This is a genomic window from Ewingella americana, from assembly GCF_006438725.1.
Classification (GTDB): domain Bacteria; phylum Pseudomonadota; class Gammaproteobacteria; order Enterobacterales; family Enterobacteriaceae; genus Ewingella; species Ewingella americana_A.
In genome coordinates this window covers 69048-93110 of record NZ_RCZD01000005.1, presented here as the reverse complement: position 1 = coordinate 93110, position 24063 = coordinate 69048, and the positions used below count along the sequence as shown (strand labels likewise).

Annotated in this window: 27 protein-coding genes; 13 read left to right on the top strand and 14 right to left on the bottom strand. The window is 53.5% G+C overall.

The window, feature by feature from the left end:
- Positions 1–13 precede the first annotated feature (13 nt).
- Complete coding sequence (degQ, locus tag EAH77_RS10530; protein WP_140472411.1) at positions 14–1381, top strand: serine endoprotease DegQ; 1368 nt, start codon at positions 14–16, stop codon at positions 1379–1381.
- Between the two features lie 87 nt (positions 1382–1468).
- Positions 1469–2536 (top strand): outer membrane-stress sensor serine endopeptidase DegS, encoded by a 1068-nt coding sequence (gene degS / locus EAH77_RS10525; RefSeq protein WP_140472409.1) that lies wholly within the window; start codon positions 1469–1471, stop codon positions 2534–2536.
- 86 nt (positions 2537–2622) lie between these two features.
- On the opposite strand, the gene murA is transcribed toward degS, so the two are convergent.
- The 7 genes from murA to mlaF form a co-directional block, all read right to left on the bottom strand.
- Entirely contained in the window at positions 2623–3882 is a 1260-nt protein-coding gene (gene murA / locus EAH77_RS10520; RefSeq protein WP_140472407.1) for a UDP-N-acetylglucosamine 1-carboxyvinyltransferase, read from the bottom strand.
- 68 nt (positions 3883–3950) lie between these two features.
- Positions 3951–4205, bottom strand: coding sequence for a BolA family iron metabolism protein IbaG (ibaG, locus tag EAH77_RS10515; protein WP_140472405.1), 255 nt, complete (start codon positions 4203–4205; stop codon positions 3951–3953).
- A 191-nt stretch (positions 4206–4396) separates the two neighbouring features.
- Positions 4397–4690 carry a lipid asymmetry maintenance protein MlaB gene (mlaB, locus tag EAH77_RS10510; RefSeq protein ID WP_140473050.1) on the bottom strand — a complete coding sequence of 98 codons (294 nt, stop codon included), beginning with the start codon at positions 4688–4690 and terminating at the stop codon, positions 4397–4399.
- Entirely contained in the window at positions 4690–5322 is a 633-nt protein-coding gene (mlaC, locus tag EAH77_RS10505; RefSeq protein WP_140472402.1) for a phospholipid-binding protein MlaC, read from the bottom strand. Before mlaC ends, mlaB begins: the two co-directional genes overlap by 1 nt.
- Before the next feature lie 38 nt (positions 5323–5360).
- The gene (gene mlaD / locus EAH77_RS10500; protein ID WP_140472400.1) at positions 5361–5915 is read right to left on the bottom strand and encodes an outer membrane lipid asymmetry maintenance protein MlaD; all 555 of its coding nucleotides are present in this window, start codon (positions 5913–5915) and stop codon (positions 5361–5363) included.
- 3 nt (positions 5916–5918) lie between these two features.
- The gene (gene mlaE, locus EAH77_RS10495) at positions 5919–6701 is read right to left on the bottom strand and encodes a lipid asymmetry maintenance ABC transporter permease subunit MlaE (protein ID WP_140472398.1); all 783 of its coding nucleotides are present in this window, start codon (positions 6699–6701) and stop codon (positions 5919–5921) included.
- 15 nt (positions 6702–6716) lie between these two features.
- Positions 6717–7520: a phospholipid ABC transporter ATP-binding protein MlaF gene (gene mlaF, locus EAH77_RS10490; protein ID WP_140472396.1), complete on the bottom strand. Its 804-nt coding sequence runs from the start codon at positions 7518–7520 to the stop codon at positions 6717–6719.
- Between the two features lie 309 nt (positions 7521–7829).
- On the opposite strand from mlaF, the gene EAH77_RS10485 reads away from it, so the two are divergent.
- The 11 genes from EAH77_RS10485 to npr all read left to right on the top strand — a co-directional run bounded on the left by EAH77_RS10485 (position 7830) and on the right by npr (position 15970).
- Positions 7830–8807, top strand: a complete 978-nt coding sequence (locus EAH77_RS10485; RefSeq protein WP_140472394.1) for a calcium/sodium antiporter — start codon at positions 7830–7832, stop codon at positions 8805–8807.
- Between the two features lie 20 nt (positions 8808–8827).
- Positions 8828–9814 carry an arabinose-5-phosphate isomerase KdsD gene (gene kdsD / locus EAH77_RS10480; protein WP_140472392.1) on the top strand — a complete coding sequence of 329 codons (987 nt, stop codon included), beginning with the start codon at positions 8828–8830 and terminating at the stop codon, positions 9812–9814.
- Positions 9815–9830: 16 nt separating this feature from the next.
- Positions 9831–10397: a 3-deoxy-manno-octulosonate-8-phosphatase KdsC gene (kdsC, locus tag EAH77_RS10475; protein ID WP_140472390.1), complete on the top strand. Its 567-nt coding sequence runs from the start codon at positions 9831–9833 to the stop codon at positions 10395–10397.
- Complete coding sequence (lptC, locus tag EAH77_RS10470) at positions 10394–10963, top strand: LPS export ABC transporter periplasmic protein LptC (RefSeq protein WP_140472389.1); 570 nt, start codon at positions 10394–10396, stop codon at positions 10961–10963. The genes kdsC and lptC overlap by 4 nt, the downstream gene beginning before the upstream one ends.
- Positions 10941–11507 carry a lipopolysaccharide ABC transporter substrate-binding protein LptA gene (gene lptA, locus EAH77_RS10465; protein WP_140472387.1) on the top strand — a complete coding sequence of 189 codons (567 nt, stop codon included), beginning with the start codon at positions 10941–10943 and terminating at the stop codon, positions 11505–11507. The genes lptC and lptA overlap by 23 nt, the downstream gene beginning before the upstream one ends.
- A gap of 6 nt (positions 11508–11513) precedes the next feature.
- Positions 11514–12239: an LPS export ABC transporter ATP-binding protein gene (gene lptB / locus EAH77_RS10460; protein ID WP_140472385.1), complete on the top strand. Its 726-nt coding sequence runs from the start codon at positions 11514–11516 to the stop codon at positions 12237–12239.
- A 160-nt stretch (positions 12240–12399) separates the two neighbouring features.
- On the top strand, positions 12400–13833 hold the full coding sequence (gene rpoN, locus EAH77_RS10455; RefSeq protein WP_140472383.1) for an RNA polymerase factor sigma-54: 1434 nt from the start codon (positions 12400–12402) through the stop codon (positions 13831–13833).
- A 23-nt stretch (positions 13834–13856) separates the two neighbouring features.
- Positions 13857–14144: a ribosome hibernation promoting factor gene (gene hpf, locus EAH77_RS10450; RefSeq protein ID WP_140472382.1), complete on the top strand. Its 288-nt coding sequence runs from the start codon at positions 13857–13859 to the stop codon at positions 14142–14144.
- Positions 14145–14249: 105 nt separating this feature from the next.
- Positions 14250–14723, top strand: a complete 474-nt coding sequence (gene ptsN, locus EAH77_RS10445; RefSeq protein ID WP_140472380.1) for a PTS IIA-like nitrogen regulatory protein PtsN — start codon at positions 14250–14252, stop codon at positions 14721–14723.
- A gap of 123 nt (positions 14724–14846) precedes the next feature.
- On the top strand, positions 14847–15701 hold the full coding sequence (gene rapZ, locus EAH77_RS10440; protein ID WP_140472378.1) for an RNase adapter RapZ: 855 nt from the start codon (positions 14847–14849) through the stop codon (positions 15699–15701).
- A complete protein-coding gene (gene npr, locus EAH77_RS10435; RefSeq protein ID WP_140472376.1) occupies positions 15698–15970 on the top strand; it encodes a PTS phosphocarrier protein NPr in 273 nt (90 codons plus the stop codon). The genes rapZ and npr overlap by 4 nt, the downstream gene beginning before the upstream one ends.
- A 149-nt stretch (positions 15971–16119) precedes the next feature.
- On the opposite strand, the gene EAH77_RS10430 is transcribed toward npr, so the two are convergent.
- The 7 genes from EAH77_RS10430 to EAH77_RS10400 form a co-directional block, all read right to left on the bottom strand.
- Entirely contained in the window at positions 16120–18039 is a 1920-nt protein-coding gene (locus EAH77_RS10430) for a BglG family transcription antiterminator (protein ID WP_161985790.1), read from the bottom strand.
- A gap of 88 nt (positions 18040–18127) precedes the next feature.
- Entirely contained in the window at positions 18128–19318 is a 1191-nt protein-coding gene (locus EAH77_RS10425) for a lactonase family protein (RefSeq protein WP_140472374.1), read from the bottom strand.
- A 125-nt stretch (positions 19319–19443) separates the two neighbouring features.
- Positions 19444–20184 (bottom strand): 2-dehydro-3-deoxy-phosphogluconate aldolase, encoded by a 741-nt coding sequence (gene dagF, locus EAH77_RS10420; protein WP_140472372.1) that lies wholly within the window; start codon positions 20182–20184, stop codon positions 19444–19446.
- Positions 20181–21314, bottom strand: coding sequence for a DgaE family pyridoxal phosphate-dependent ammonia lyase (locus tag EAH77_RS10415; RefSeq protein ID WP_140472370.1), 1134 nt, complete (start codon positions 21312–21314; stop codon positions 20181–20183). Before EAH77_RS10415 ends, dagF begins: the two co-directional genes overlap by 4 nt.
- Positions 21298–22437, bottom strand: a complete 1140-nt coding sequence (locus tag EAH77_RS10410) for an amidohydrolase/deacetylase family metallohydrolase (protein WP_140472368.1) — start codon at positions 22435–22437, stop codon at positions 21298–21300. Before EAH77_RS10410 ends, EAH77_RS10415 begins: the two co-directional genes overlap by 17 nt.
- A gap of 88 nt (positions 22438–22525) precedes the next feature.
- Positions 22526–23173 carry a DUF4310 family protein gene (locus EAH77_RS10405; RefSeq protein WP_140472366.1) on the bottom strand — a complete coding sequence of 216 codons (648 nt, stop codon included), beginning with the start codon at positions 23171–23173 and terminating at the stop codon, positions 22526–22528.
- 33 nt (positions 23174–23206) lie between these two features.
- Positions 23207–23983, bottom strand: coding sequence for a DUF4311 domain-containing protein (locus tag EAH77_RS10400; protein WP_140472364.1), 777 nt, complete (start codon positions 23981–23983; stop codon positions 23207–23209).
- Positions 23984–24063: the final 80 nt, after the last annotated feature.

The window sequence follows — 24063 nt, the reverse complement described above, 5'->3', positions numbered from 1 at the left end:
GAGTGTTATCCTGATGAATAAAAAGTCTTTTTTGCTCAGCGTATTAGCTATTAGTCTTGGATTAACCTTCGCTTCTGTTCCTGCGGCGAATGCAGGTATTCCTCTCGCCGTTGAAGGGCAGCCGCTGCCGAGCCTGGCACCTATGCTGGAGAAGGTGCTACCCGCCGTGGTCAGTGTGCAAGTTTCCGGTACACAACCCGCAAGCAACGATGTGCCACCTGAATTCAAATTCTTCTTCGGTCCTCAGGCCCCTTCTGAAGATCAGGGCGGCCAGGCCTTTGAGGGGCTGGGTTCCGGCGTGATCATCGATGCCGCCAAAGGCTATGTGCTGACTAACAATCACGTGGTCAATAATGCCGATAAAATTACAGTACAGATTAACGATGGCCGCGAGTACAGCGCCAAACTGATTGGTAAAGATGACCAGTCGGATATCGCCTTAATCCAAATCATTGATGGCAAAAACCTAAAACAAATTGCGATGGCAGATTCCGATACCCTGCGGGTGGGAGACTTCGCCGTTGCGGTGGGTAACCCGTTCGGCCTCGGCCAAACGGCAACCTCTGGCATCATCTCGGCACTGGGTCGCAGCGGCCTAAACCTTGAAGGGCTGGAAAACTTTATCCAGACTGACGCTTCGATTAACCGCGGTAATTCTGGCGGTGCGCTGTTGAACCTGAAAGGTGAACTGATTGGCATCAACACTGCGATCCTCTCGTCTCAGGGCGGCAGCATCGGGATTGGCTTCGCCATTCCGGTGAATATGGCGAAAAACCTCAGTGAACAGTTAATCAAGTTTGGCGAAGTTAAGCGCGGCCTGCTCGGTATTCGCGGCACAGAAATGACGCCAGAGTTGGCCAAAGCCTTCAAACTCGACAACCAGCGCGGGGCGTTTGTTAACGAAGTTCTGCCCGATTCAGCAGCCTCGAAAGCTGGCATCAAGTCAGGTGATATTCTGACCACGCTGCAAGACAAGCCGTTGAGCAGTTTCGCTGAGCTACGGGCTAAGGTGGGCACTGCCGGTCCCGGTGTAACCATGAAGATTGGTTTATTACGCGAAGGCAAACCGATGATTGTAAATGTCACGCTGGATAAAAGCCCGACGGTTGAGACCACTATCGACAAGCTTAATCCGGCACTGTTGGGTATCACCCTGAGCGATCTTGACCCGAAAACCGCCAAAGGTGTCCGTGTTGATGATGTGAAAAAAGACTCCCCTGCCGATCAGATTGGCTTGCAGAAAGATGATGTGATCGTCGGCGTCAACCGCGAGCCGGTCGATAATCTGGCGGCATTCCGTAAAATCCTTGAAACCAAACCTGACCTGATCGCCCTGAGCGTTCAGCGTAAAGGTCAAAATATCTATCTGTTAATGCCGTAAACCTCTGAAAATCGGACGTAGCCCGTGCTGCGTCCGATCAACTCATGCTATCCTTCTGGCATATTCCAACCACCATTTCAGACACCCATGCTTGTAAAGTTATTGCGATCCGCCGTTATTGGACTGATTGTCGCCGGTATTTTACTGGCCGCAATACCTATGCTGCGCAAAAATATTGCCCAACCATTGTTCGAACATAACTTCAGCGAAAACAGTGAACAGCCCGTCAGCTTTAACGAAGGCGTGCGTCATGCCGCCCCGGCAGTAGTGAACGTCTACAACCGGAATATGGGCGCCAATTCGCAGAGTGAATTACAAATACGCACGCTAGGTTCCGGCGTGATCATGAACGACAAAGGCTACATCCTTACCAACAAGCACGTGATCAACAATGCCGACCAGGTGATTGTCGCGCTGCAGGACGGAAGGGTATTTGAAGCGCTTTTAGTCGGTTCAGACACCCTGACCGATCTGGCCGTGTTGAAAATCGACTCCGGCAACTTGCCCGTCATCCCAATTAACGCCAAACGCGTCCCCCGCGTCGGCGATCTGGTGATGGCGATTGGTAATCCATATAACCTCGGCCAGACGGTGACCCAGGGCATTATCAGCGCCACCGGCCGCATCGGCCTGAGCCCCTCGGGTCGTCAGAACTTCCTGCAAACCGACGCCTCAATCAATCAGGGCAACTCCGGTGGTGCGCTGGTAAACAGCCTCGGCGAACTGGTGGGCATCAACACCCTCTCCTTTGACCAAAGTAACGATGGCGCTACGCCGGAAGGCATCGGCTTTGCGATACCCACCGCCCTCGCCACGAAAGTGATGGGAAAATTAATCCGTGACGGGCGGGTGATCCGCGGTTATATCGGCATTGGTGGACGCGAAGTCTCACCGCTGCACGGCCCGAATACTGGCCTGGACAGAATGCAGGGCATAATTGTTAATGAAGTGACACCCAATGGCCCGGCCGCCAATGCAGGTATCGTCGTCACCGATGTGATTGTCAGCGTCAATGGCAAACCGGCGGTGTCTGCCATTGAGACAATGGATCAGGTGGCAGAAATCCGACCAGGTACCGTGATTCCAGTTGAGATCATGCGTAACGGAAAAAAACTCGCGCTACAGGTCACCATTCAGGAATACCCATCGCACTGACCGTTTAGGTGGGGTACAAACGTAAAAAAGCCGGAAAGGTTACCCCTTCCGGCTTTTTGCATTCTGATACCCTGCTTAAAGGGCGATCACTCGCCTTTGAAGCGCTCGATTTTAGCACCCAGCTGACGCAGTTTATCTTCGATGCGCTCATAGCCACGATCGATGTGATAAATGCGGTCTACGATGGTCACACCTTCAGCGATACAACCGGCCAGAACCAGGCTGGCAGAGGCGCGTAAATCGGTCGCCATGACTTGCGCGCCGGAAAGCTTCTCAACACCATGGCAAATCAGAGTACTGCCTTCAATCTCGGCGTGAGCGCCCATACGGATAAGTTCAGGGATGTGCATGAAGCGGTTTTCGAAGATGGTCTCGGTGATAACACCTGTGCCTTCTGCCACCAGATTCAGCAAGCTGAACTGTGCCTGCATGTCGGTCGGGAAACCAGGATGCGGCGCGGTACGGAAGGTGACGGCTTTCGCACGTTTTCCATGCATATCGAGGCTGATCCAGTCTTCGCCAACTTCAATATCCGCACCCGCTTCGCGCAGTTTTGCCAGCACGGCATCCAGCGTATCCGGGCGGGTGTCACGGCAGATAACTTTACCACCGGAGATGGCCGCGGCTACCAGGAAAGTCCCGGTTTCGATGCGGTCAGGCACCACACGATAGACACCACCACCAAGACGTTTTACACCTTCGATGGTGATTCTATCGGTGCCTGCGCCGGTGATTTTCGCACCCAGCGTATTGAGGAAACCGGCGGTATCGGTGATTTCCGGCTCACGCGCGGCATTCTCAATGATCGTGGTACCTTCAGCCAGGGTAGCGGCACACATGATGGTAACCGTCGCGCCAACGCTGACCTTATCCATCACAATATGTGCGCCCTGCAAACGTCCATCGACGGAAGCTTTCACGTAACCTTCTTCCAGCACGATTTTCGCGCCCAACTGCTCAAGGCCAGAAATGTGCAGGTCAACCGGACGTGCGCCGATAGCACAACCGCCCGGCAGTGAAACTTGTCCCTGACCAAAGCGTGCAACTAACGGACCCAGCGCCCAAATGGAAGCACGCATGGTTTTCACTAAATCGTAAGGTGCGCAAAATTCATTAACGTCGCTGGCATCGACAAAGACGGAACCATTACGTTCAACTTTAGTTCCCAACTGGCCCAGTAATTTAAGGGTGGTATCAATATCTTTCAGATGCGGAACGTTCTGAAGCTCAACCGGCTCTTCAGCGAGCAGCGCAGCAAACAAAATTGGAAGTGCGGCGTTCTTTGCACCCGAGATAGACACTTCGCCACTCAGACGAGTGCCACCCTGTACACGAAATTTATCCATTATGACGGCTCTCTTAATTTCAAATACTTAATTCAAAAACGTGTTGCTGACGGAGGGGACCGACAGCCTTAAAAACCATTCAGTTTGCGGTCACGCTGCCACTCTTCAGGGGTATAAGCCTTGATTGAGAGTGCATGAATGCGATTATCTGCGATGTATTCCATCAAAGGGGCATACACGGTTTGTTGTTTTTTCACCCGGCTCATGCCGTCGAATAATGCGCCCACTACGATAGCCTGAAAGTGACTGCCGTCACCTGTGACGTGAGCTTCATCCAATGCCAATGTATTCATCAGCACGTCTTTAATTTCGTTAGTGTCCATAGGAATCGATTCTTCTGAAGAGATCATAACAGCCGAACATCTTATAGGGATCCGGGCAACTCTTAAACCACGAAAAAGCCCCTGTGCGTGAGTTTTGCACAGGGGCTTGTGTGTCTTGCATCGGCTATCGCAGAAACGCTCGCTAACTTACGGTTACTGCTGCCTTATTTAGTGAACCACTTTTTGTGCTCTCAATTAACCGGAATAATTTCCTGCAAATTGTAGAGTGCGATAAGAGTGCTCAGACGATCGGTAATGCCGGAGAGGGCCAGTGTCACGCCTTCCTGCTCAGCCTGCGCGCGCAGGTGCACCAACATCGCCAGACCGGCGGAGTCAACGCGCTGCAGACCGGCGACGTCAAGCGTCTTCACCTGATTCATCAGCGTGCGGCGCTGATTCCACAGCGGCAGCAACGTTTCGCGATCCAGATCACCGCGCAAAATCAGGCGCGGCGGCTGATGCTCCCAGCTCAATGCGCCTTTCATCATTTTTTATCCAGAGTGATGGGCTGTGCTGCAGCTTGTTTCAGACGCTCAGTCAGACCATCGATGCCTTTCTGACGCAGAATGTCTGCCCATTCATTTTGCTTGGTGGAGATCATGCTGACGCCTTCGGCGATCATGTCATAAGCCTGCCATTCACCGGTTTTGGTGTTTTTACGCCATTGGAAATCAAGGCGAACTGGCGGGCGGCCGTTCGGATCAACGATGGTGACACGGATAGCAATGATGTCCTGACCAGCATATGGCTGCTCGGGTTGCACGTTATAAGTCTGGTTGTTATACAACGCCAGTGCCTGACCATAAGCCTGTTGCAGGTAGTCACCGAAAGCACTGAAGTACGCTTCGCGCTGCGCAGGTGTCGCATCTTTGTAGTAACGGCCCAGCACCAGCGCGCCAGCGTATTTGATCTGCACAAACGGCAGCAGCTCTTCACGCACGATCACACGCAAGTAGTTGGGATCCTGCTTGATTTTCGGCTGCTCGGTTTTCAGACGGGTAAAAGTGTTCTTCGCCGCTTCATTCATCAGGCTGTATGGATTGGTCTTGTCTACCGCGGCATGCGCCAGCGGGGCCATGACCACCAGCAGGGTGGCTAAAATGATACGTTTAAACATGCATTATTCCTCTCGTAAACGGTACTCGTAAAAAGTGCTTAATGACTGGCTGCGGCAGGCTGTGGAGCGGCCACTGCATCGGGTGCCGCTTGAGCATCACCCGCATTAGCGTCGGTTTTATCTTTATCACCGCCACTCTTGTACAGGAACTGACCGATCAGATCTTCCAGCACCAGCGCTGATTTGGTGTCCTGAATCGAGCCGCCATCTTTAAGGATAGTCGTTCCCATATCCGGGTCTTCAAAACCGATATTCAGTGCCAGGAATTGCTCACCCAACAAGCCGGACGTGCGGATAGCCAGCGTACTGGTGCTTGGGATCTGGTTATATTTCTTCTCAATATCCATTTCCACTTTCGGCGAGTAATTCTTGTCCAATGTAATGGCACTCACGCGCCCTACCACCACACCACCGACTTTAACCGGGGAACCGGCTTTCAGGCCGCCGATGTTGTCGAAGGTGGCAGAAATACGGTAAGTCGGTTCAGAACCGATCGAACGGATATCCGCCACTTTAAGGCAGAGAAATAACACGGCACACAAGGCGATGATTAAAAATGCACCAACCCAGATCTCACTTTTCTTCGTTTGCATTGATTAATTCCCAAACATCAGTGCTGTAAGCACAAAATCTAATCCCAGCACCGCCAGAGACGAATGCACCACAGTACGGGTCGTTGCCCGGCTGATCCCTTCAGAAGTCGGGATAGCGTCATAACCGTTGAACAGAGCAATCCAGGTCACGGTGATGGCAAAAACTATGCTTTTTATCAGACAGTTAAGTAAATCATGACGCCACTCTACCGCATTTTGCATGGCTGACCAGAAGAATCCGCTGTCGATTCCTTTCCAGTCCACCCCCACCAGCGATCCGCCCCAGATACCCACAGCGACAAAGATCGCAGTCAGCAACGGCATGGAAATCAGCCCGGCCCAGAAACGGGGAGCGACGACGCGACGCAGTGGGTCAATGGCCATCATCTCCAGACTGGAGATCTGCTCAGTGGCTTTCATCAACCCAATTTCAGCGGTCAATGCAGAACCGGCGCGCCCCGCGAACAGTAATGCGGTCACCACCGGCCCCAGTTCACGCAGCAAGGAGAGAGCCACCATCATGCCGAGGCTGGCTTCTGCACTGTACGTCGTCAAAACGATGTACCCCTGCAAGCCAAGCACCATGCCGATGAACAAACCTGAAACCAGAATGATCAACAGCGACAGCACACCGACACTGTAAAGTTGCTTGAGCAACAACGGCCACTGTTTGGCAAACTGCGGCTTGCCGACCAGTGCCCGGAATAACATCAGTCCGGCGCGGCCAAACGAGGTACATGTTTGAATACCGCGGCGGCCTGTAGAGGCTAATGCCTTAATTAACATTGATATACAACTCCATCATCCAAGCAGCTCGGTTTTGTAATCGCCGGCCGGGAAACGGAAAGGTACCGGCCCATCGGCGATACCGTCGAGAAACTGGCGAACGCGGGGATCAGGATTATTTTGCAGCGCCTCAGGCGTTCCTTCAGCAATAACATGCTGGGCCGCCACGATATAAGCATAATCAGCGATGCTCAGAACTTCAGGCACATCATGCGACACCACAATACAGGTGACGCCCAGAGCATGATTAAGCTCATCAATCAGCTTCACCAGAACACCCATCGTGATCGGGTCCTGACCCACGAAAGGCTCATCAAACATAATCAGTTCAGGATCGAGTGCAATAGCACGGGCCAGCGCCACACGACGGGCCATGCCGCCTGACAGTTCTGCGGGCATCAACTCACCGGCACCACGCAGGCCAACCGCTTCGAGTTTCATCGTCACGGTGCTGCGCAGCAGCTCTTCTGGCAACTTGCTGTGTTCACGCAGCGGAAAGGCGACATTCTCGAACACATTCAGATCGGTAAACAATGCACCAGACTGAAACAACATGCTCATTTTCTTGCGCGACTCGTACAGCTTGCTCCGTGACAGCGCGGGAATATTTTCCCCGTCAAACCAGATTTCACCGCTGTCCGGCGCGAGCTGACCACCGATAAGACGCAACAAGGTCGTTTTGCCGATCCCTGACGGCCCCATGATAGCGGTGACTTTGCCGCGAGGCACCGTCATATTTATCTCTTCGAAAATGGGACGATCGCCGCGCGTGAAGCTCATGCCTTTGATCTCAACCAAATTCGATTGGTTCTGACTCATTCAGTTTATCCCTTCGGATTGTTTCAGCTTACGTTACCCCTGATTTTAGGGGCACCAGCGAGTAACTCTGGTATTTTTACAAAAACTTACCGCGATTACGTCACCAAAATTGCCATTGATTTACTTTTCTGCCCCAGGCGGTCAAAATCAGTGAACTACAGTATTAAAAGAAACGCAGGATTCGTCTAACATACAGCAGATTTGACTGGCTGTTTTAAGACACAATGCAGCCCTTGATCTTTTTTGATTACGCTTTGGTCGGCTGTTCAGGCAACGAACCTCGCATTATACCTAATTAAAGGATTTTTCATGCTTCTCGCTATCGTACTCATGGTTGTCGGCTTATTGCTCTTAGTTTATGCCGCCGATCGATTAGTGTACGGAGCAGCCGTTCTTGCCCGCTCAATGGGCATTCCCCCGCTTATTATCGGCATGACCGTCGTGGGGGTCGGTATTTCTCTCCCGGAGCTGGTGGTATCGACCACTGCCGCCATCAATGATCAGATGGATTTGGCTGTCGGCAACGCCATTGGTTCAAATATCATTAATATTCTTCTGATTTTGGGCGGCGCGGCCCTGATTCATCCACTTTCCGTGGGTTCTGATATCCTGCGGCGAGAACTCCCTTTATTGTTATTGGTCACCGTATTATGTGGTTTTCTGCTCAGAGACGGTGAACTCAGTCGCCTTGACGGCGTTTTATTGCTGACCAGCGCCGCGATTTTCGTCATATGGATGATTAAGATTGCCAGGGCAGCAGAAAAACAGGGGCTGGATACGCTGACCTACGAACAGATGGCGGAGCTTCCGCAGGACAGCAGTAGTACCGTCGCTTTTCTGTGGCTGGCGCTGGCATTCATTATTATGCCGCTGGCGTCGAGTATGATCGTCGATAACACCACGGTCATCGCCCGCTACTTTGGCGTCAGTGAATTGATTATCGGTTTAACCGTTGTGGCCATCGGTACCAGCTTGCCGGAACTGGCGACCTTTATTGCGGGTTCAGCCAAAGGTGAAGATGATATTGCACTGGGCAATATTATCGGTGCCAACATTTTTAATACCTGCCTGGTACTGGGGTTACCCGCACTGGTCGCCCCTGGGTCGTTCAGCCCGGAAGCGTTTCACCGCGACTACTGGGTCATGCTTGCCGTGAGCGTCGTGCTGACCGGACTGTGCCTGATGCGTAAACACCGTATAGGCCACCTTGCCGGTGCCTTATTATTATGTGGATTTATCGCTTATCTGGCGCTGCTGTACTTTGTACCCGGCAGCGTCGAATTTTAAAACCCATCAGGAAGATGATCATGGGAAATTTCGAGCCAGAAGGAAGATTTGATTTCCAGTCCGCCGGAAAAGCCGTACTAAAAACCGAACGTGAAGGGCTGGACCAACTCGACCAGTACATTAACGACGACTTTACCCGCGCATGTGAAAAGATGTTCGCTTGCGTCGGTAAAATAGTGGTGATGGGCATGGGGAAATCGGGTCATGTCGGTCGCAAAATGGCGGCTACCTTTGCCAGCACCGGCACTCCGGCGTTCTTCGTTCATCCGGGCGAAGCCAGTCATGGCGATTTGGGTATGGTCTCCAAACAGGACATCGTGATCCTCATCTCCAACTCCGGTGAATCGCATGAGATATTGGCACTGATCCCGGTGCTGAAAAGGCTGGCGATCACCATGATTTGCCTGACCGCCAATCCGGAAAGCTCGATGGGGAAAGCGGCCGACGTGCATGTTTGCGTCCGCGTTCCTCAGGAAGCCTGCCCGCTCGGGCTGGCCCCCACCACCAGTACGACCGCCGCGATGGTCATGGGTGACGCGATGGCCGTGGCACTTTTGCAGGCACGTGGTTTTACTGCCGAAGATTTTGCCATGTCGCACCCTGGCGGAGCACTGGGTCGCAAGCTTCTGCTGCGGGTCAGCGATATCATGCACAGCGGTGCCGAAATCCCACACGTCAGCCGCGACGCGTCACTGCGCGATGCATTGCTGGAGATCACCCGCAAAAACATGGGGATGACGGTTATCTGCAATGATCTGATGAAGATCGAAGGCATCTTTACCGACGGTGATTTGCGCCGCATCTTCGACATGGGTGTCAATATCAACGAAGCGTCCATTGCTGATGTTATGACCACTGGCGGAATTCGCGTCCGTCCGACACTGCTGGCCGTTGATGCCCTGAATCTGATGCAGGATCGCCACATCACCTGCGTCATGGTTGCCGATGGCGACCAATTATTGGGCGTGGTACATATGCACGACATGCTGCGCGCTGGCGTAGTTTAATTGAGGAATGTCCTGAATGAGTAATAGCGCAGCCACGGTGGATACCTGCTATGGTCCGGTCAGTGCAGAAGTACTGGAACGGGCAAAGGCCATCCGCCTGCTGATTTGTGACGTTGACGGCGTCATGTCTGATGGCCTGATTTACATGGGAAATCAGGGCGAAGAGCTGAAAAGCTTCAACGTCCGCGATGGTTACGGCATTCGCTGTTTGCTGACCTCTGATATCGAAGTGGCCATCATTACCGGCAGAAACGCAAAATTGCTGGAAGACCGTGCGAATACGCTGGGCATCCGCCATCTGTATCAGGGGCAATCGGATAAGCTTTTGGCCTTCCGCGAACTGTTAGATACACTGTCTTTAAACGCCAGTCAGGTCGCCTACATCGGTGATGACCTGATTGACTGGCCAGTCATGGCCGAAGTTGGCCTGTCAGTTGCTGTGCAGGATGCGCATCCGATACTGCTACCCAAAGCGCATTATGTGACGCACATCCCCGGCGGACGCGGCGCAGTACGCGAACTATGTGACCTGATTCTGCTGGCGCAGGGCAAGCTGGAGGACGCCAAGGGGCTGTCGATATGAACAAAACAAAGCTTTGGGTAACGCTCGCACTGGCCCTGGTGGCGCTGGCACTGATTGGCTGGTCTCTCTCTGACTCCGACAACACGGCACCGTCAGCGACCAACAACCAGGACCCAACCTATCAGAGCCAGCACACGGTCACAGTAGTGTATAACCCTCTTGGCGGCCTGAATTACAAGCTAGTTTCCGAGGAAGTCAAATATTACACTACCGACCAACTGACCTGGTTTACCAAGCCCGTGATGACCATGTACGACAAAGACAAAATTCCTGTCTGGACCGTACGCTCGGATCGCGCCAAGATGACCAATGACAAAATGCTCTATTTGTACGGGCACGTTCAGGTGGACAGCCTGACGCCGGATACGTCGCAGTTACAACGCATCATAACGGACAATGCTTCAGTTAACCTGGTCACACAGGACGTGGCTTCGGATGACGAAGTGACGCTTTACGGCACAGGCTTTACATCTAACGGCATGAAAATGCGTGGAAATCTGCGTAACAAAACCGCAGAGCTGATCGAAAAGGTAAATACCACTTATGAAATCCCAAGCAAAAAATAGAATCCGTAATTTCCTGATCACCAGCTCTCTGCTTGCCGTCAGCATTCCGGCGTTTGCTCTGAAAGATGACACCACCAAGCCGATCACCATCACCTCGGTCAATCAGGCGCTGGACGTCAACACCAATACCGCGACCTTCACCGGTAACGTGATTGTGAACCAGGGTACGATTCAGGTAAAAGCCGATAAAGTCGTGGTTATCCGACCAAAAGGCGAGTCAGGTAAAGAAGTGGTCGAGGGTTACGGTAATCCGGTAACGTTCTACCAAATGCAGGACAACGGCAAACCTATCAACGGCCACGCCTTGAAAGTGCGTTATGAAGTGGCAACTGACTTAGTCACCCTGACCGGCAACGCTTACCTTCAACAGCAAGACAGTAATGTGAAAGGCGACCGAATTACCTATCTGGTGCAAAAACAGCAGATGGAAGCCTTCAGCGACAATAAAGGCGGCCGTGTGACCACCGTTCTGGTCCCTGCCCAATTGCAGGACAAAAACGCGCCGGCCGCTGTCCCCGCGCCCCAGACGAAAAAGAGTAAGTGATAATTTATGGCAACGTTAATCGCAGAAAATCTGGCTAAGGCTTACAAAGGCCGTAAAGTGGTTGAAGATGTCAGCCTGGCCGTCAACTCTGGCGAAATTGTCGGGTTGTTGGGTCCCAACGGTGCGGGTAAAACCACCACCTTTTATATGGTCGTGGGTATCGTTCAGCGCGATGCAGGCCGCATTATCGTTGACGACGAAGACATCAGTCTGTTGCCGCTGCACACACGTGCGCGTCGTGGCATTGGCTATCTGCCGCAGGAAGCCTCGATCTTCCGCCGCCTCAGCGTGTTCAATAACCTGATGGCCGTGCTTGAGATCCGCGAAGATCTGAATAAAGAGCAACGTAACGACCGCGCTAACGAACTGATGGAAGAGTTCCATATCTCCCATCTGCGCGACAGCCTCGGGCAATCGCTGTCCGGTGGTGAACGCCGCCGCGTGGAGATCGCTCGTGCGCTGGCCGCCAACCCGAAATTCATTCTTCTGGATGAACCTTTTGCCGGTGTTGACCCGATTTCAGTTATCGATATCAAAAAGATCATTGAGCATCTGCGAGACAGCGGCCTCGGCGTACTGATCACCGACCACAACGTGCGTGAAACGCTCGATGTGTGTGAACGCGCTTATATCGTCAGTCAGGGAAAACTCATCGCCCACGGCACACCGACTGAGATTCTGGCAGATGAACAAGTGAAACGTGTTTATCTCGGTGAAGAGTTCCGTCTGTAAATCACGCACTATACCCAAAATCATTCGAGTTGCAGGAAGGCGGCAAACGAACGCATCCCGATGAGCGGACATTAGTCAGTGATTCGGGTAAGAGAGAGCAGCCAACGCATCTGCAGCTTGAAGGATGACGGGTACATCAGTTCAGGACGTAAAGCCAAGTATGAAGCAAGGTTTGCAGCTCAGATTCAGCCAGCAATTGGCCATGACCCCTCAGTTACAGCAGGCTATCCGTCTGTTGCAACTGTCGACGCTTGAACTCCAGCAGGAGATCCAACTGGCGCTGGAAAGCAATCCGCTGTTAGAGCAAACCGACCTGCATGAAGAGATCGACGCCGTAGAAACCCCGGACAGCGAAGCTCTCGATACGCGCGAAGCCCTCGAGCAAAAAGATATGCCCGAAGAGCTACCGCTGGACGCCACCTGGGACGAAATTTACACCGCCGGAACGCCGTCCGGTACCGGCAACGATTACAGCGACGACGAGCTACCTATCTACCAGGGTGAAACCACCCAGACCCTTCAGGATTACCTGATGTGGCAGGTAGAATTAACGCCCTTTACTGATACCGATGCCGCGATAGCCACCTCGATTGTCGATGCCGTTGATGACACCGGTTACCTCACCGTGTCGCTGGAAGATATTTTGGAAAGCATGGGCGACGATGACGTCACCATGGAAGAAGTGGAAGCCGTACTCAAACGCGTTCAGCGCTTTGACCCGGTGGGCGTGGCGGCAAAAGACCTGCGCGATTGCCTGCTGATCCAACTCTCTCAATATGTGCCTGAAACGGCTTTCCTGGTCGAAGCCAAGCTGATTGTCAGCCAACATCTGGATCTGCTGGCTAACCATGATTTCCGCGCACTGATGCGATCAACCCGGCTAAAAGAAGATACACTCAAAGGAGCGATGCAGTTGATCCAATCCTTGGATCCGCGCCCTGGGCAGTCGATCAACACTGGTGAATCTGAATATGTGATCCCGGACGTGCTGGTGCGTAAAGTGTCAGGTCTCTGGACGGTGGAGCTCAACTCCGACAGCATCCCGCGTTTGAAGATTAACCAGCAATATGCCGCGATGGGCAGTTCGGCACGTAGCGACAGCGACGGCCAGTTTATTCGCAGCAATTTGCAGGAAGCAAAATGGCTGATCAAGAGTCTGGAAAGCCGTAATGAAACCCTGCTCAAAGTGACCCGTTGCATCGTCGAACAGCAGCAGGCTTTCTTTGATTCAGGCGAAGAATTTATGAAACCGATGGTGCTGGCTGATATCGCCAGCGCGGTCGAAATGCACGAATCGACCATTTCACGCGTGACCACGCAGAAGTTCCTGCACAGTCCGCGTGGCATTTTCGAGCTGAAATATTTCTTTTCCAGCCATGTTAGTACTGACAGCGGCGGCGAGGCATCGTCGACCGCTATCCGGGCGCTGGTGAGGAAATTGATCGCGGCGGAAAACCCCGTCAAACCGTTAAGCGACAGCAAGTTAGCTACCCTGCTTTCCGATCAGGGGATCATGGTGGCCCGTCGTACAGTCGCCAAATACCGAGAGTCTTTGTCCATCCCGCCCTCAAACCAACGTAAACAGTTAGTTTGACCTCAACTGAGAAGGAAGACATTATGCAGCTCAACATTACCGGACATCACGTCGAAATCACGGACGCCATGAGAGAATTTGTTTCGTCGAAGTTTGCTAAACTTGAGCAATACTTCGATCGAATTAATCAGGTATACGTGGTGCTAAGCGTTGAAAAAGTGCAGAGAGTGGCTGAAGCCACACTGCATGTGAATGGAGGCGAGTTGCACGCCACCTCGGAACATCAGGATATGTATGCGGCCATCGACGGCCTGGTTGATAAACTGGCCCGCCAGCTCAATAAGCATAAAGATAAACTGAAACAGCACTGACACTCACGTAGCCTCGCGCTACGGACCTTGAGAGCATCGGCTCGTGGCCTTCGGGAAACGAGCCGAACTGTCATTAGGGTGAAAGAGCGCTAAAGTGAAGAAGACATGATCAACGATACAGCTATGCAGTTAACGTCAGTCCTTAATGCCGAATGCACCAAAAGCGGCGTTCACTGCGCCAGTAAAAAACGCGCGCTGGAAATCATCAGCGAACTTGCCGCCAAGCAGCTTAATCTGCCGCCACAGGTCGTTTTTGACGCGATCCTCACCCGCGAAAGAATGGGCAGCACCGGCATTGGTGCGGGGATTGCCATTCCACACGGAAAACTGGAAGAAGACACGCTGCGCGCTGTCGGGGTATTCATTCAACTGGACCAACCCATCGCCTTCGATGCCATCGACAATCAGCCAGTCGACCTGCTGTTTGCCTTACTGGTGCCTGCCGATCAATGCAAAACCCACTTACACACCCTGTCTTTAGTTGCTAAAAAACTGGCTGACAAAACGGTGTGCCGTCGTTTGCGCAGTGCGCAAAGCGACGAAGAATTGTTCCATATCATGACTGAAAGCGAAGAATAACGAGAGACCGACCAATACTGTTCAGCCGGTGGTTTTCACCGGCACGATTTTGCCAATGATGGTTCCCGGATAGTTTCTTACCGGGCAAGTGAATTCTGAACATGAATGCAGGGGAGTGACAACATGGTGCTGATGATTGTCAGCGGCCGTTCCGGTTCCGGGAAGTCGGTTGCCTTGCGGGCACTGGAAGACATGGGTTTTTACTGTGTGGACAACTTGCCGGTGGTCTTACTGCCTCAGCTTGCCCAAACCCTTGCCGAACGCAACATATCTGCAGCGGTCAGTATCGACGTGCGCAATATGCCGGAAAACCCGGAAATTTTCGAACACGCTATGGCCCAGCTACCGGCGAGCTTTTCGCCTCAATTGCTGTTTCTTGATGCCGATCGCAATACGCTGATCCGTCGTTACAGCGACACCCGTCGCCTGCATCCTCTTTCCAGTAAAAATCTCTCGCTCGAAAGCGCTATCGATGAAGAAGCTGACTTGCTGGAACCTTTGCGTTCAGCGGCGGATCTGATCATCGACACCTCAGAAATGTCAGTGCATGAACTGGCTGAAATGCTGCGTACCCGCCTGCTGGGTAAACGTGAGCGCGAGCTGACTATCGTATTCGAGTCGTTCGGCTATAAACACGGTATCCCGATTGATGCCGATTACGTCTTTGATGTACGTTTCCTGCCGAACCCGCACTGGGATCCCAAACTGCGTCCGATGACCGGCCTGGACAAACCCGTCGCGGCGTTCCTTGACCGCCACACCGAAGTGCACAATTTCATTTACCAGACCCGCAGCTATCTCGAACAGTGGCTGCCGATGCTGGAAACCAATAACCGCAGTTATCTGACCGTCGCCATCGGTTGTACCGGCGGTAAACACCGCTCGGTGTACATTGCTGAACAATTGGCCGACTACTTCCGTTCCCGCGGGAAGAACGTGCAATCCCGCCATCGCACGCTGGAAAAACGCAAATCATGACGGTAAAGCAAACGGTAGAAATCAAAAATCGGCTGGGCATGCATGCGCGCCCGGCCATGAAATTGTTTGAGCTGGTACAGAGCTTTGAGTCAGAAGTGATGCTGCGCAACGACGCAGGCATTGAAGCAGAAGCCAGCAGCGTGATCGCGCTGCTGATGCTCGATTCCCCGAAAGGTCAGAAAATCGAAATCGAAGCCAGCGGCCCAGATGAAGCCGAGGCGCTAACTGCGGTAGTGAATTTGATCAATTCCGGTTTCGACGAAGACTGATCTTAATGCACTCACTGAAAATATCCCCTAAATCATTCAAGTTGCATCAAGGCGGCAACTGAGTGAATCCCCGTGAGCTTACACCAGTAAGTGACCGGGGTGAGTGAAGGCAGCCAACGCAGAGGCAGCTTGAAGGATGACGGGGATGGTTAGATTCTGCTGAGGCAATCGATCGCAATGGCCTTGAAACTCGCGAAGTTCTCACTGCTCAGCAAACGGCTCATTGACCGCTCTCGCACAAACGTCACGAACAAATCGTAAATCGCCATCGCCTCTTCGTAATCCACTTTACTGATCGCCAGCAGGAAAATCACGTGCGCCGTTTCACCTTCGCCCCACGCGATACCCTGTGGGGAAAGCAGCGTGATCACCACCGTTTTCTTCGCCAGCAACCCGAGCGAATGCGGCAGTGCGATGCCCTCACCCAGCATGGTGGAGACAATCTCCTCGCGCTCTACCACCGACGGATAAAACTCGGCATCAACGTAGCCCTCCTCCTCCAGTTGGGTACAGACTTTGTGAAATAACTGCGCCTGCGTCATCGGTTCCCTGATGATCATGAAGTGTTTTTCGTCGAAGAATTTCTCCAGCATGTAGGGGCGCGTGCGATCGACTAACACCAGTTTTCCCAACTGCTCCATTTGGTATTCCGTCGGGAAAGGCGACAGCACAACCACCTGCTTATTTTTTTCACTGAGGCGCGCATTAGAGATAATGAAATCTTCGTCGATGTGTTCGAGTTTTTCGTAATCACGCAACGACACTACCTGCGTCACTACCAACTGCGGATATTTACGGCTAATTTGTGCCTGAATCATACGAATCGTCGAGTTGCCGGTATCGCACACCAACATGACCTGCGGATGGCGCTGGTAACCGATATTATAATGACGTTCCAGCCCCACACCGATGTGCAACACCAGAAAACCTATTTCGTTTTCGCTGAGCGAGTACGGGGTATATTTCCCCCAGCTGGAGACGGCCGCCAGTGTCACGTCATAGGCCATCGGGTAGTGCTGTTTGATATTACTCAGCAGCGGATTGGGAATGTTGATCTGGTATTTCACCCGGGTGATCATGGTTTTGATATGCGTCAGCAGATCGGCACGCAGCTGCTTATCACCCTGTAAATCATAGTTATAGTGCGCATTAATGTACGAGAGAATGTAATCCACCAGGGATTCATCGTCGTCGGCATTAATGTCGGTCGGCAAAATATTCTGTACCCGCCGCGCCGCAATATTGACCCGTAAATAGGCCTCTTCCGCCGCCGGGATCTCTTTACCCACCAGAGACTTCAGCTCAGCCGCCAGGCGAACTGATACCTGCCGCACCGCCGGATCCCCCTCTTCTGCATCAAAATCCGTCAGCGGATAACCACCGGCAATGCGCTTGATCGCCACCGCGCAGTAAAGGATCAGGTACTGTTCGCCTTCGTCCGTCAACTGGATCGATGACTGGGCCAGCAACTGATGCATAAAATCAGTCAGTGGCGCCAGCGCTTCACGCTCCAGACTTTCAGTTTTCAACAGTGGATTGGTCTGCTCTTCGCCATCGAGCTGGAACAATAAATCCGTCAGGCAGGCGCGAATGGCCAGCTCAGCGCCGAACAGCTTCATGCCGTAACGCGGCTTGGTTTCAATGCTCAGGTGATAGCGTGCCAGATGCTCTCTGACCTCAGCCATATCATTTTGCAGGGTTCCCCGGCTGACAAACCATTCATCGGCCAGGTCTTCCAGCTTGAGTGAAAAAGCTGAGGTCAAAAAACGGATTAGCAGATAACTGACCCGCTCTGGGGCGGTACGCGGCGTCGGGCTGATACGACGGTTAGCCCCCTGTTGCAGGACGGAAAACAGCGTTGCATCGTCAATTTTTAGCTGATACCCGCTGCCACGGTTGTGCACGAACGACGCGCCGTACTGCTCCATGATTTCGTTCAGCGCCGTGATATCAGCCCGCACCGTGCGCGTCGAGACGTCCAGGCGCTTTGCCAGCTCGTCCTGCGGCAATGTCTCAGCCTGAAGCGCATCAAATAAATGGGCCAGTCGTTGATAGGGAAATCTCACCATTGCTCTCTCATTTTATTTCCACTTTTCCCCTCCCCTGAAACCGGGTGTGGTTTAAGGAGAAGGGAATGGGGTACTCATACTTTATCGATCAGGGAACAATGACCATCTGCGACGGGCTGCCAACAGCCGTGTAATCATCCACGAAGGTCAATTTACCGCTCCCCGCGGAAATCTTGAATCTGGTGATGTTATCGCTTCGTTGATTCATCGCGTAAATGTATTTTCCATCCGGCGAGAAGTTGATCGTCCGTGGGTAGTCGCCACGGGTCCAGGTCTCTTCGCCAAAGGTCATCGCGCCCTCGCCGGTCACGTTGATCTGCGCAATGCTGTTGTGCAGACGGTTAGCGACATACAGATGTTTGCCGTCTTTGCTCAGCACGATGCCTGCGGCAAAGTTGGTGCCTTTAAAGTTAGCCGGTAACGACGACAGCACATGCAGTTGGGTCAGCGTGCCCCTGGCGCTGTCAAAGCGATAGCTGGTCAGCGTCGAGGCCTCTTCGTTGATCAGGAACACCACTTTACCGTTCGGATGGAACACGAAATGACGTGGACCGGCACCCGGTGAAGATGCGCTAATGAACGGCGGCTGGTTGGCGGTCAGCTTGCCGTCATCCAGCGTCCACTGGTAAATACGGTCCAGACCAAGATCGGTGGAGAAGGCAAATTTGCCACTCGGATCGGTGGCAATCATGTGGGCGTGCGGGCCGTTGTGATCACTGACAGCAAAACTGCCTTCGGCGGCGGCCTCAGGTTTAGCGGCTCCGGCCGGACCGGAATCCTGCTGATGATCGCTGGCTTCGCCCAACATCCCACTGGCATCCACCGGGAAAGTCGCCACCACGCCGCTGATGTAATTCGCCACCAGCAGGTGGTCGCCCTTCGGCGTCAGCGACAGATAAACCGGGCCTGCGCCCTGCGAATCTACCTGATTAATCAACGTCAGGCTGCCGTCCTGCGGATTGATTTTATAGGCCGCAATCGCGCCATTTTTGCCGCCGTTGTAGTGATCGATTTCACTGCCGATAAACAGCGTTTTGCCGTCGTGGCTGGCGACCATCTGGGCCTGGTTTGGCAACTGGCTGGCCAGCACGCGATCGGTCAGCGCACCGGTTTTACTGTCAACTTTAAAACGGTAAACACCTTCACCATTCGGATTATAAGTGCCGACATACGCGTAATGAGAAGTTTGCGTCATGGTTTTTTCTGCTGCGTAAAGCGGTGCGGCGGACATCGCCAGCATCGCGGATGTTAAACCTGAAATCAGTAACCAGTTTCTCATACATTTCCTCAATTTAAAGGGATTGCCAGACAAACGCGGGAGTCCTGCGCCGCCCGTAACAGGGACGGACGCAGGGTGTTTAACAGCGCAGACAGCTCACAGCGCGGAAGGGAATGTTGCTTCTCTCAGCCAATCAGCTTTTTAACGCTGGCCAGCAGGGTTCTGACATCGTCAGGGCGGGTGTTGCCGCTGGCGCTGTCAATAATAGAGCTATAGATATGGGGGATGATTTTACTGACGCCCGCTTCCAGCGCGATTTCCATAATCGGCTCGAAGTTTTCCAGATCGATTCCGCCGGTCGGTTCCAGCCAGAAATCATGCTCCGCACAGGCGCGGGCCACGGCGGCGAATTCATCGCGGGTTTTGAGGCCGCCCATCGGGAAATATTTGACCGAGCTGCCGCCCATATCTTTGAGCAACGCAATAGCGGTTTCCACCGGCACAATGGCGTCAGCGGCGGTGGAACTCAGCGGCCCGGTATTGATTTTCACCCAGCCGATTTTGCCAGTGGGTGAAATCAGGCCGTTGACCACGCTGTCGTTCTGGCCAAGCAACGCACGGCTGGTGCCCACGCCGGTAAAGACCTGATTCACATGCTGCGGTTGAACCTGCTGAGAAATCTGGCTGACCATCAGCGACTGGCGCGGGTCACCGGCCCCCAGGCCGACGGACAACGCGTTTTCAATCAGCGCGGCGTACTCTTTCATGTCCGCCACGGCGCTCGGCACATCGGCGTAATTTTTTGACAATACGCCGACCAGTACGTGGCCTTCAGCGGCCTCGTAAATATCGCGGGCATTGTCTTTGGAACCGGCCAGCACATTCAGGCACACGCGGTCACGGTAGAAATTCGGGGTCAGCTTCATGCTTTTTCTCCGCTGAAAAGTTGTTTAAAACGCGCGGCGACAATGGCGAGCTGCGGCGGCGTCACGCTGCGCACGTCGACTTCAATCTTGCCTTCGTTGGCACGATAGCCGCGGAAGTAGATGGCGATATCGCCATTTTTCATCGCATCAACAATGGCTTTGGTTTTCCAGCCCAAAACGGCTTCGTCGAAAGTGATTTCTGTGCGCGCAATATCGCGCCCGGCGCTGTCCCACACCACGCGGCCAGTGACGCCGTTGATTTGATTCAGGCTCTCAATGAATGGTGTCATTTTGTCGACCATCTCCTGACCGGTGGTTTTCGGCAAAGTCATGTAGCTTTCAATCGCCTGCGTCAGGCCGAGAATCCCCTCTTTACCGACTTTCATGGCACGGCCAATGCCGCCTGACTGCAATTTCACCCATTCGACATACTGCTGTTTACCGACCACCAGGCCGCTGGTCGGCCCTTCGATGGCTTTCGCGCCGCTGTAGATCACCAGATCTGCGCCCATGTGGTAATAACAAGTCAGGTCCTCCTCGGCGGCGGCATCGACAATCAGCGGCACGTTGTGTTCACGCGCCACGGCGGCAGCCTCTTCGACAGACAGAATGCTTTTCTGCACCGAGTGGTGCGATTTGATGTACAGAATGGCGGCCGTGCGTGGCGTAATGCAGGCGGCAAGCTGTGCTGGCGAACATTCGTTGGCATACCCGGCTTCAACCACTTTTCCGCCGCCCAGCATCACCATGGTGCCTACCGGCGCGCCAAAGTTAACGTTGTGGCCTTTTGGCAGCACGATGTCGTGAGGCACTTCCAGCGGCGCGGCGTGCAGGTTTTCCAGCAACCAGGCGTTATCTTTGACAATCACGGCGGCGATCGACTGCGCCATGCCAGAGGACGCGCAGGAGACCACCACCGCATTCTCCACGCCCAGCAATTTCGCAATATAAGCACCGGTTTTGTTGACCACCTCTTTCATCTCGAAGAAGTGATTCAGGCCGGTATTAACGACATCGGCTACTTCAGGGCGCGGGGTTGAAACCCCCAAAATGGTCATGCGGCCGGAGGCGTTAATCACCTGCTTAAGACCGTATTTTTCGTAGAGAGACTGCTCAGCGTTCGAAGACATGATTTGATTTTCCTTCATCAGTGAATAAGGTAACGCCCGCTACCACGGCGGCCAGTGGCACCAGGAGCTGCTCACCGGTGACTGACTGACCTTCAGAGTCGAGGAACACCTTCGGCGCATGTTGGATTTCAAACAGCGTCAGATCGGCGTCAGCACCAACCTCAAGGCGTCCTTTAGACGGCAGGCGGAGCGCGTCGGCGACGTTACAGGTGACGCATTCGATCACCTGTTCAAGCGAAAGGCCGACGGTAAAGAATTTGGACATCACGGTCGCCAGACTATGGACCGGCCCGGTGGCGCGGTTGCGGCAATAGATGTCAGAACTGATGGTGTGCGGCACGATGCCCTGTGCGATTGCCAGTCTGGCCACTTCAAAGCTGAAGCTGGCGCTGCCGTGGCCGACGTCGAGTAAAACGCCACGGCTGAGCGCGCGTTTGACTGAGTCACGCAGTACGCCTTCCGGCGACAAAATGCGGTTCGGTTTACCGTTGTAGCAGTGGGTGATGATGTCGCCCGAAGTCAGTAAATCGGTAATTTCATCCAGATCCGGCGGATTATTGCCAATGTGTACCATCAGCGGCAGATCGTTATTTTCCTGCTGGATCTCTTTGGCACGCACCAGCGGTTTAATGCCGTTTTTACCCACCACACTGCTGCTCATCCGCGCTTTGATGCCGATGATGAAATCAGGGTTACGGGCGATGGCGTCGCGCACGCTGGCTTTGTCGATCTGCTCCATATCGGCCAGTTCGTTTTGCGTAACGATGCCGGTGCGGGCGATATTCAAAAAGGCCAGGACGTTGGTTTTGGCCTCGCGGGTCAATTGGTAGAAATCATCGACATCGTTGGCACCGGTGCTGCCCGCATCCACCACGGTGGTGACGCCGCTCGCGACGCCGATAAGATCGGGCTCGTCGTGATAAATCGGCGATTTGATGTAGCAGTGAACGTGGGAGTCAATCCACCCGGCGCTGGCGTAAACCTTACCGTGCAGGTCGAGAATTTGTGTGGCGGTTGTACCGCTGTCGAGCTGGCCGGTGGCGGCAATTTTACCGTCGCGGATGGCAATATCGGTCAGGCTGCCGTCGGGGCATTTCGCCTGGCGGATGATCAGATCATACATACGTTTTTCTCCGTACTCTTTTCTCAGTGGCACCAGACGCCAGAAAGCGTTCCTGACGTCTGATTTAACTGCTTATTGACTGCTGTTCTTACAGGGCTACCGGGTAAATCGCACCGAGGATCATGGCACCCAGAATGGCACCGCCGGTGATCGGTTTCTGCCAGAGATAGAACCCCAGCGCACCGAGCAGCGAACCCAAACCGATTGGAATGGAGGCCGCCATTGCAGACAGGATAATCAATGGACCGAGGAAGCGGCCTGAGGCGTTACCGGCCCCCATCATCACGTCTGCACCATAGGTGGAATTACTCTGGTTGATGGTAAATTTACGCGCCAGAATAATGATGTAACCCACTGCCAGTCCCAGAATCAGACCGGTCACCAGTGATGCCGCAAAGTTCGCCACCGGGAAGATGATCCCGGCACCCAGCAGCATAGCGGGAACGCCAAGGCCAATGCCGGTCTGGATTGCGCCACCGATGTCGAGAATACCGACCAGTGAACCTTCGATAATACGGGCAAACAGGAAGCTGGCACCGAAGGCGGCGACCGCGCCGTAGACGCCGGTATCCATGCCTGCACGCAGCATCGCGACAAACGCCACTTCGTTAAAAGCACCGATGCCATACAGGTAATACATGTGTGTCCCGGCAAACACCCCGGAGGAGAGTAATCCAACAAAAATCGGGAACGACCACTCGGCGTACCAGAAATTACTTTTGGCTTGTTCTTCCATTGTCATAAGCTCCAGTTCTATTTATTCGCGAAGTTACTTGCCGCTGAGAGAGTTGTGAATGCCGTTCAGCCATGTTGGGACGTCCAGCATGAAAGATTGCAGCAGTTTCACATCGAAGCCGCGGAAGAACCCGCTGAGCACGAACAGCGCGATAATGGCCGCCATCATCACTTTAGTGACGTGGTTCCAGCCGCCCTCTTCGACGCCCTTACCGATCAGGATACCCAGTACCAGACCCGGTACAGCGTTACCCATGATCATCTGCGCCAGACCGCCAAAAATAGTGGCCCAGAAACCGGAGCGACGTCCTGCGTCAATCGCCGCCAGCCAGAAAATCACGGGCATGACAGTGTTAACCAACAGGTTGGCAGCCGGTACCAACACTTTCACCGCAGTCACTTGCAGCGATGCGGGGACAGCGGAGGCGGTGGTATTGAGGAAAGCGACGACAATCATGCCGATAACAGCACCGGCAATGGCCATCTTGCGTGGGTCATGCAGGGTTTGTGCAACGTTACGGTTTTTAAACATTAACGCAGCGGCGGCCCAGTGAGGAATGATGCGGTGGTCTACGTCTTGTGTGAACGAGCCTGCTGCGACGGAAGACGCCCAGGCGTTGAAGAAGAAGCCCAGACCAAACGAGAAATGCGAAGCCGGATCGCCTTCACAGGAATTTAATTCCCCAAGAGTACGAAAAGCCCCCATCCCTTGCACGTTCGGTGCGTGGAACATACGTGCAGCACCTGCACCAACGCCCACACCCACCAATCCGCCGATAATAAGCGACTTAAATAAAATAATTAAAAACATCAGTTATCCTTGTCATTATATAGCTAACATTTTTATACCCTTCATACTTCAAGCTGCAGATGCGTTGGCTGCTCTCACTC

What these genes read in the sequence shown, in the direction of transcription:
- ibaG (WP_140472405.1), bottom strand. Translation starts at nt 4,205, where the DNA reads ATGGACACTAACGAAATTAAAGACGTGCTGATGAATACATTGGCATTG.
- mlaF (WP_140472396.1), bottom strand. Translation starts at nt 7,520, where the DNA reads ATGAGTCAGAACCAATCGAATTTGGTTGAGATCAAAGGCATGAGCTTC.
- mlaD (WP_140472400.1), bottom strand. Translation starts at nt 5,915, where the DNA reads ATGCAAACGAAGAAAAGTGAGATCTGGGTTGGTGCATTTTTAATCATC.
- lptC (WP_140472389.1), top strand. Translation starts at nt 10,394, where the DNA reads ATGAACAAAACAAAGCTTTGGGTAACGCTCGCACTGGCCCTGGTGGCG.
- rpoN (WP_140472383.1), top strand. Translation starts at nt 12,400, where the DNA reads ATGAAGCAAGGTTTGCAGCTCAGATTCAGCCAGCAATTGGCCATGACC.
- hpf (WP_140472382.1), top strand. Translation starts at nt 13,857, where the DNA reads ATGCAGCTCAACATTACCGGACATCACGTCGAAATCACGGACGCCATG.
- EAH77_RS10425 (WP_140472374.1), bottom strand. Translation starts at nt 19,318, where the DNA reads ATGAGAAACTGGTTACTGATTTCAGGTTTAACATCCGCGATGCTGGCG.
- degQ (WP_140472411.1), top strand. Translation starts at nt 14, where the DNA reads ATGAATAAAAAGTCTTTTTTGCTCAGCGTATTAGCTATTAGTCTTGGA.
- dagF (WP_140472372.1), bottom strand. Translation starts at nt 20,184, where the DNA reads ATGAAGCTGACCCCGAATTTCTACCGTGACCGCGTGTGCCTGAATGTG.
- EAH77_RS10405 (WP_140472366.1), bottom strand. Translation starts at nt 23,173, where the DNA reads ATGGAAGAACAAGCCAAAAGTAATTTCTGGTACGCCGAGTGGTCGTTC.
- EAH77_RS10410 (WP_140472368.1), bottom strand. Translation starts at nt 22,437, where the DNA reads ATGTATGATCTGATCATCCGCCAGGCGAAATGCCCCGACGGCAGCCTG.
- ptsN (WP_140472380.1), top strand. Translation starts at nt 14,250, where the DNA reads ATGATCAACGATACAGCTATGCAGTTAACGTCAGTCCTTAATGCCGAA.
- rapZ (WP_140472378.1), top strand. Translation starts at nt 14,847, where the DNA reads ATGGTGCTGATGATTGTCAGCGGCCGTTCCGGTTCCGGGAAGTCGGTT.
- lptA (WP_140472387.1), top strand. Translation starts at nt 10,941, where the DNA reads ATGAAATCCCAAGCAAAAAATAGAATCCGTAATTTCCTGATCACCAGC.
- npr (WP_140472376.1), top strand. Translation starts at nt 15,698, where the DNA reads ATGACGGTAAAGCAAACGGTAGAAATCAAAAATCGGCTGGGCATGCAT.
- degS (WP_140472409.1), top strand. Translation starts at nt 1,469, where the DNA reads ATGCTTGTAAAGTTATTGCGATCCGCCGTTATTGGACTGATTGTCGCC.
- kdsC (WP_140472390.1), top strand. Translation starts at nt 9,831, where the DNA reads ATGAGTAATAGCGCAGCCACGGTGGATACCTGCTATGGTCCGGTCAGT.
- mlaE (WP_140472398.1), bottom strand. Translation starts at nt 6,701, where the DNA reads ATGTTAATTAAGGCATTAGCCTCTACAGGCCGCCGCGGTATTCAAACA.
- EAH77_RS10415 (WP_140472370.1), bottom strand. Translation starts at nt 21,314, where the DNA reads ATGTCTTCGAACGCTGAGCAGTCTCTCTACGAAAAATACGGTCTTAAG.
- kdsD (WP_140472392.1), top strand. Translation starts at nt 8,828, where the DNA reads ATGGGAAATTTCGAGCCAGAAGGAAGATTTGATTTCCAGTCCGCCGGA.
- murA (WP_140472407.1), bottom strand. Translation starts at nt 3,882, where the DNA reads ATGGATAAATTTCGTGTACAGGGTGGCACTCGTCTGAGTGGCGAAGTG.
- EAH77_RS10430 (WP_161985790.1), bottom strand. Translation starts at nt 18,039, where the DNA reads ATGGTGAGATTTCCCTATCAACGACTGGCCCATTTATTTGATGCGCTT.
- lptB (WP_140472385.1), top strand. Translation starts at nt 11,514, where the DNA reads ATGGCAACGTTAATCGCAGAAAATCTGGCTAAGGCTTACAAAGGCCGT.
- mlaC (WP_140472402.1), bottom strand. Translation starts at nt 5,322, where the DNA reads ATGTTTAAACGTATCATTTTAGCCACCCTGCTGGTGGTCATGGCCCCG.
- EAH77_RS10485 (WP_140472394.1), top strand. Translation starts at nt 7,830, where the DNA reads ATGCTTCTCGCTATCGTACTCATGGTTGTCGGCTTATTGCTCTTAGTT.
- mlaB (WP_140473050.1), bottom strand. Translation starts at nt 4,690, where the DNA reads ATGAAAGGCGCATTGAGCTGGGAGCATCAGCCGCCGCGCCTGATTTTG.
- EAH77_RS10400 (WP_140472364.1), bottom strand. Translation starts at nt 23,983, where the DNA reads ATGTTTTTAATTATTTTATTTAAGTCGCTTATTATCGGCGGATTGGTG.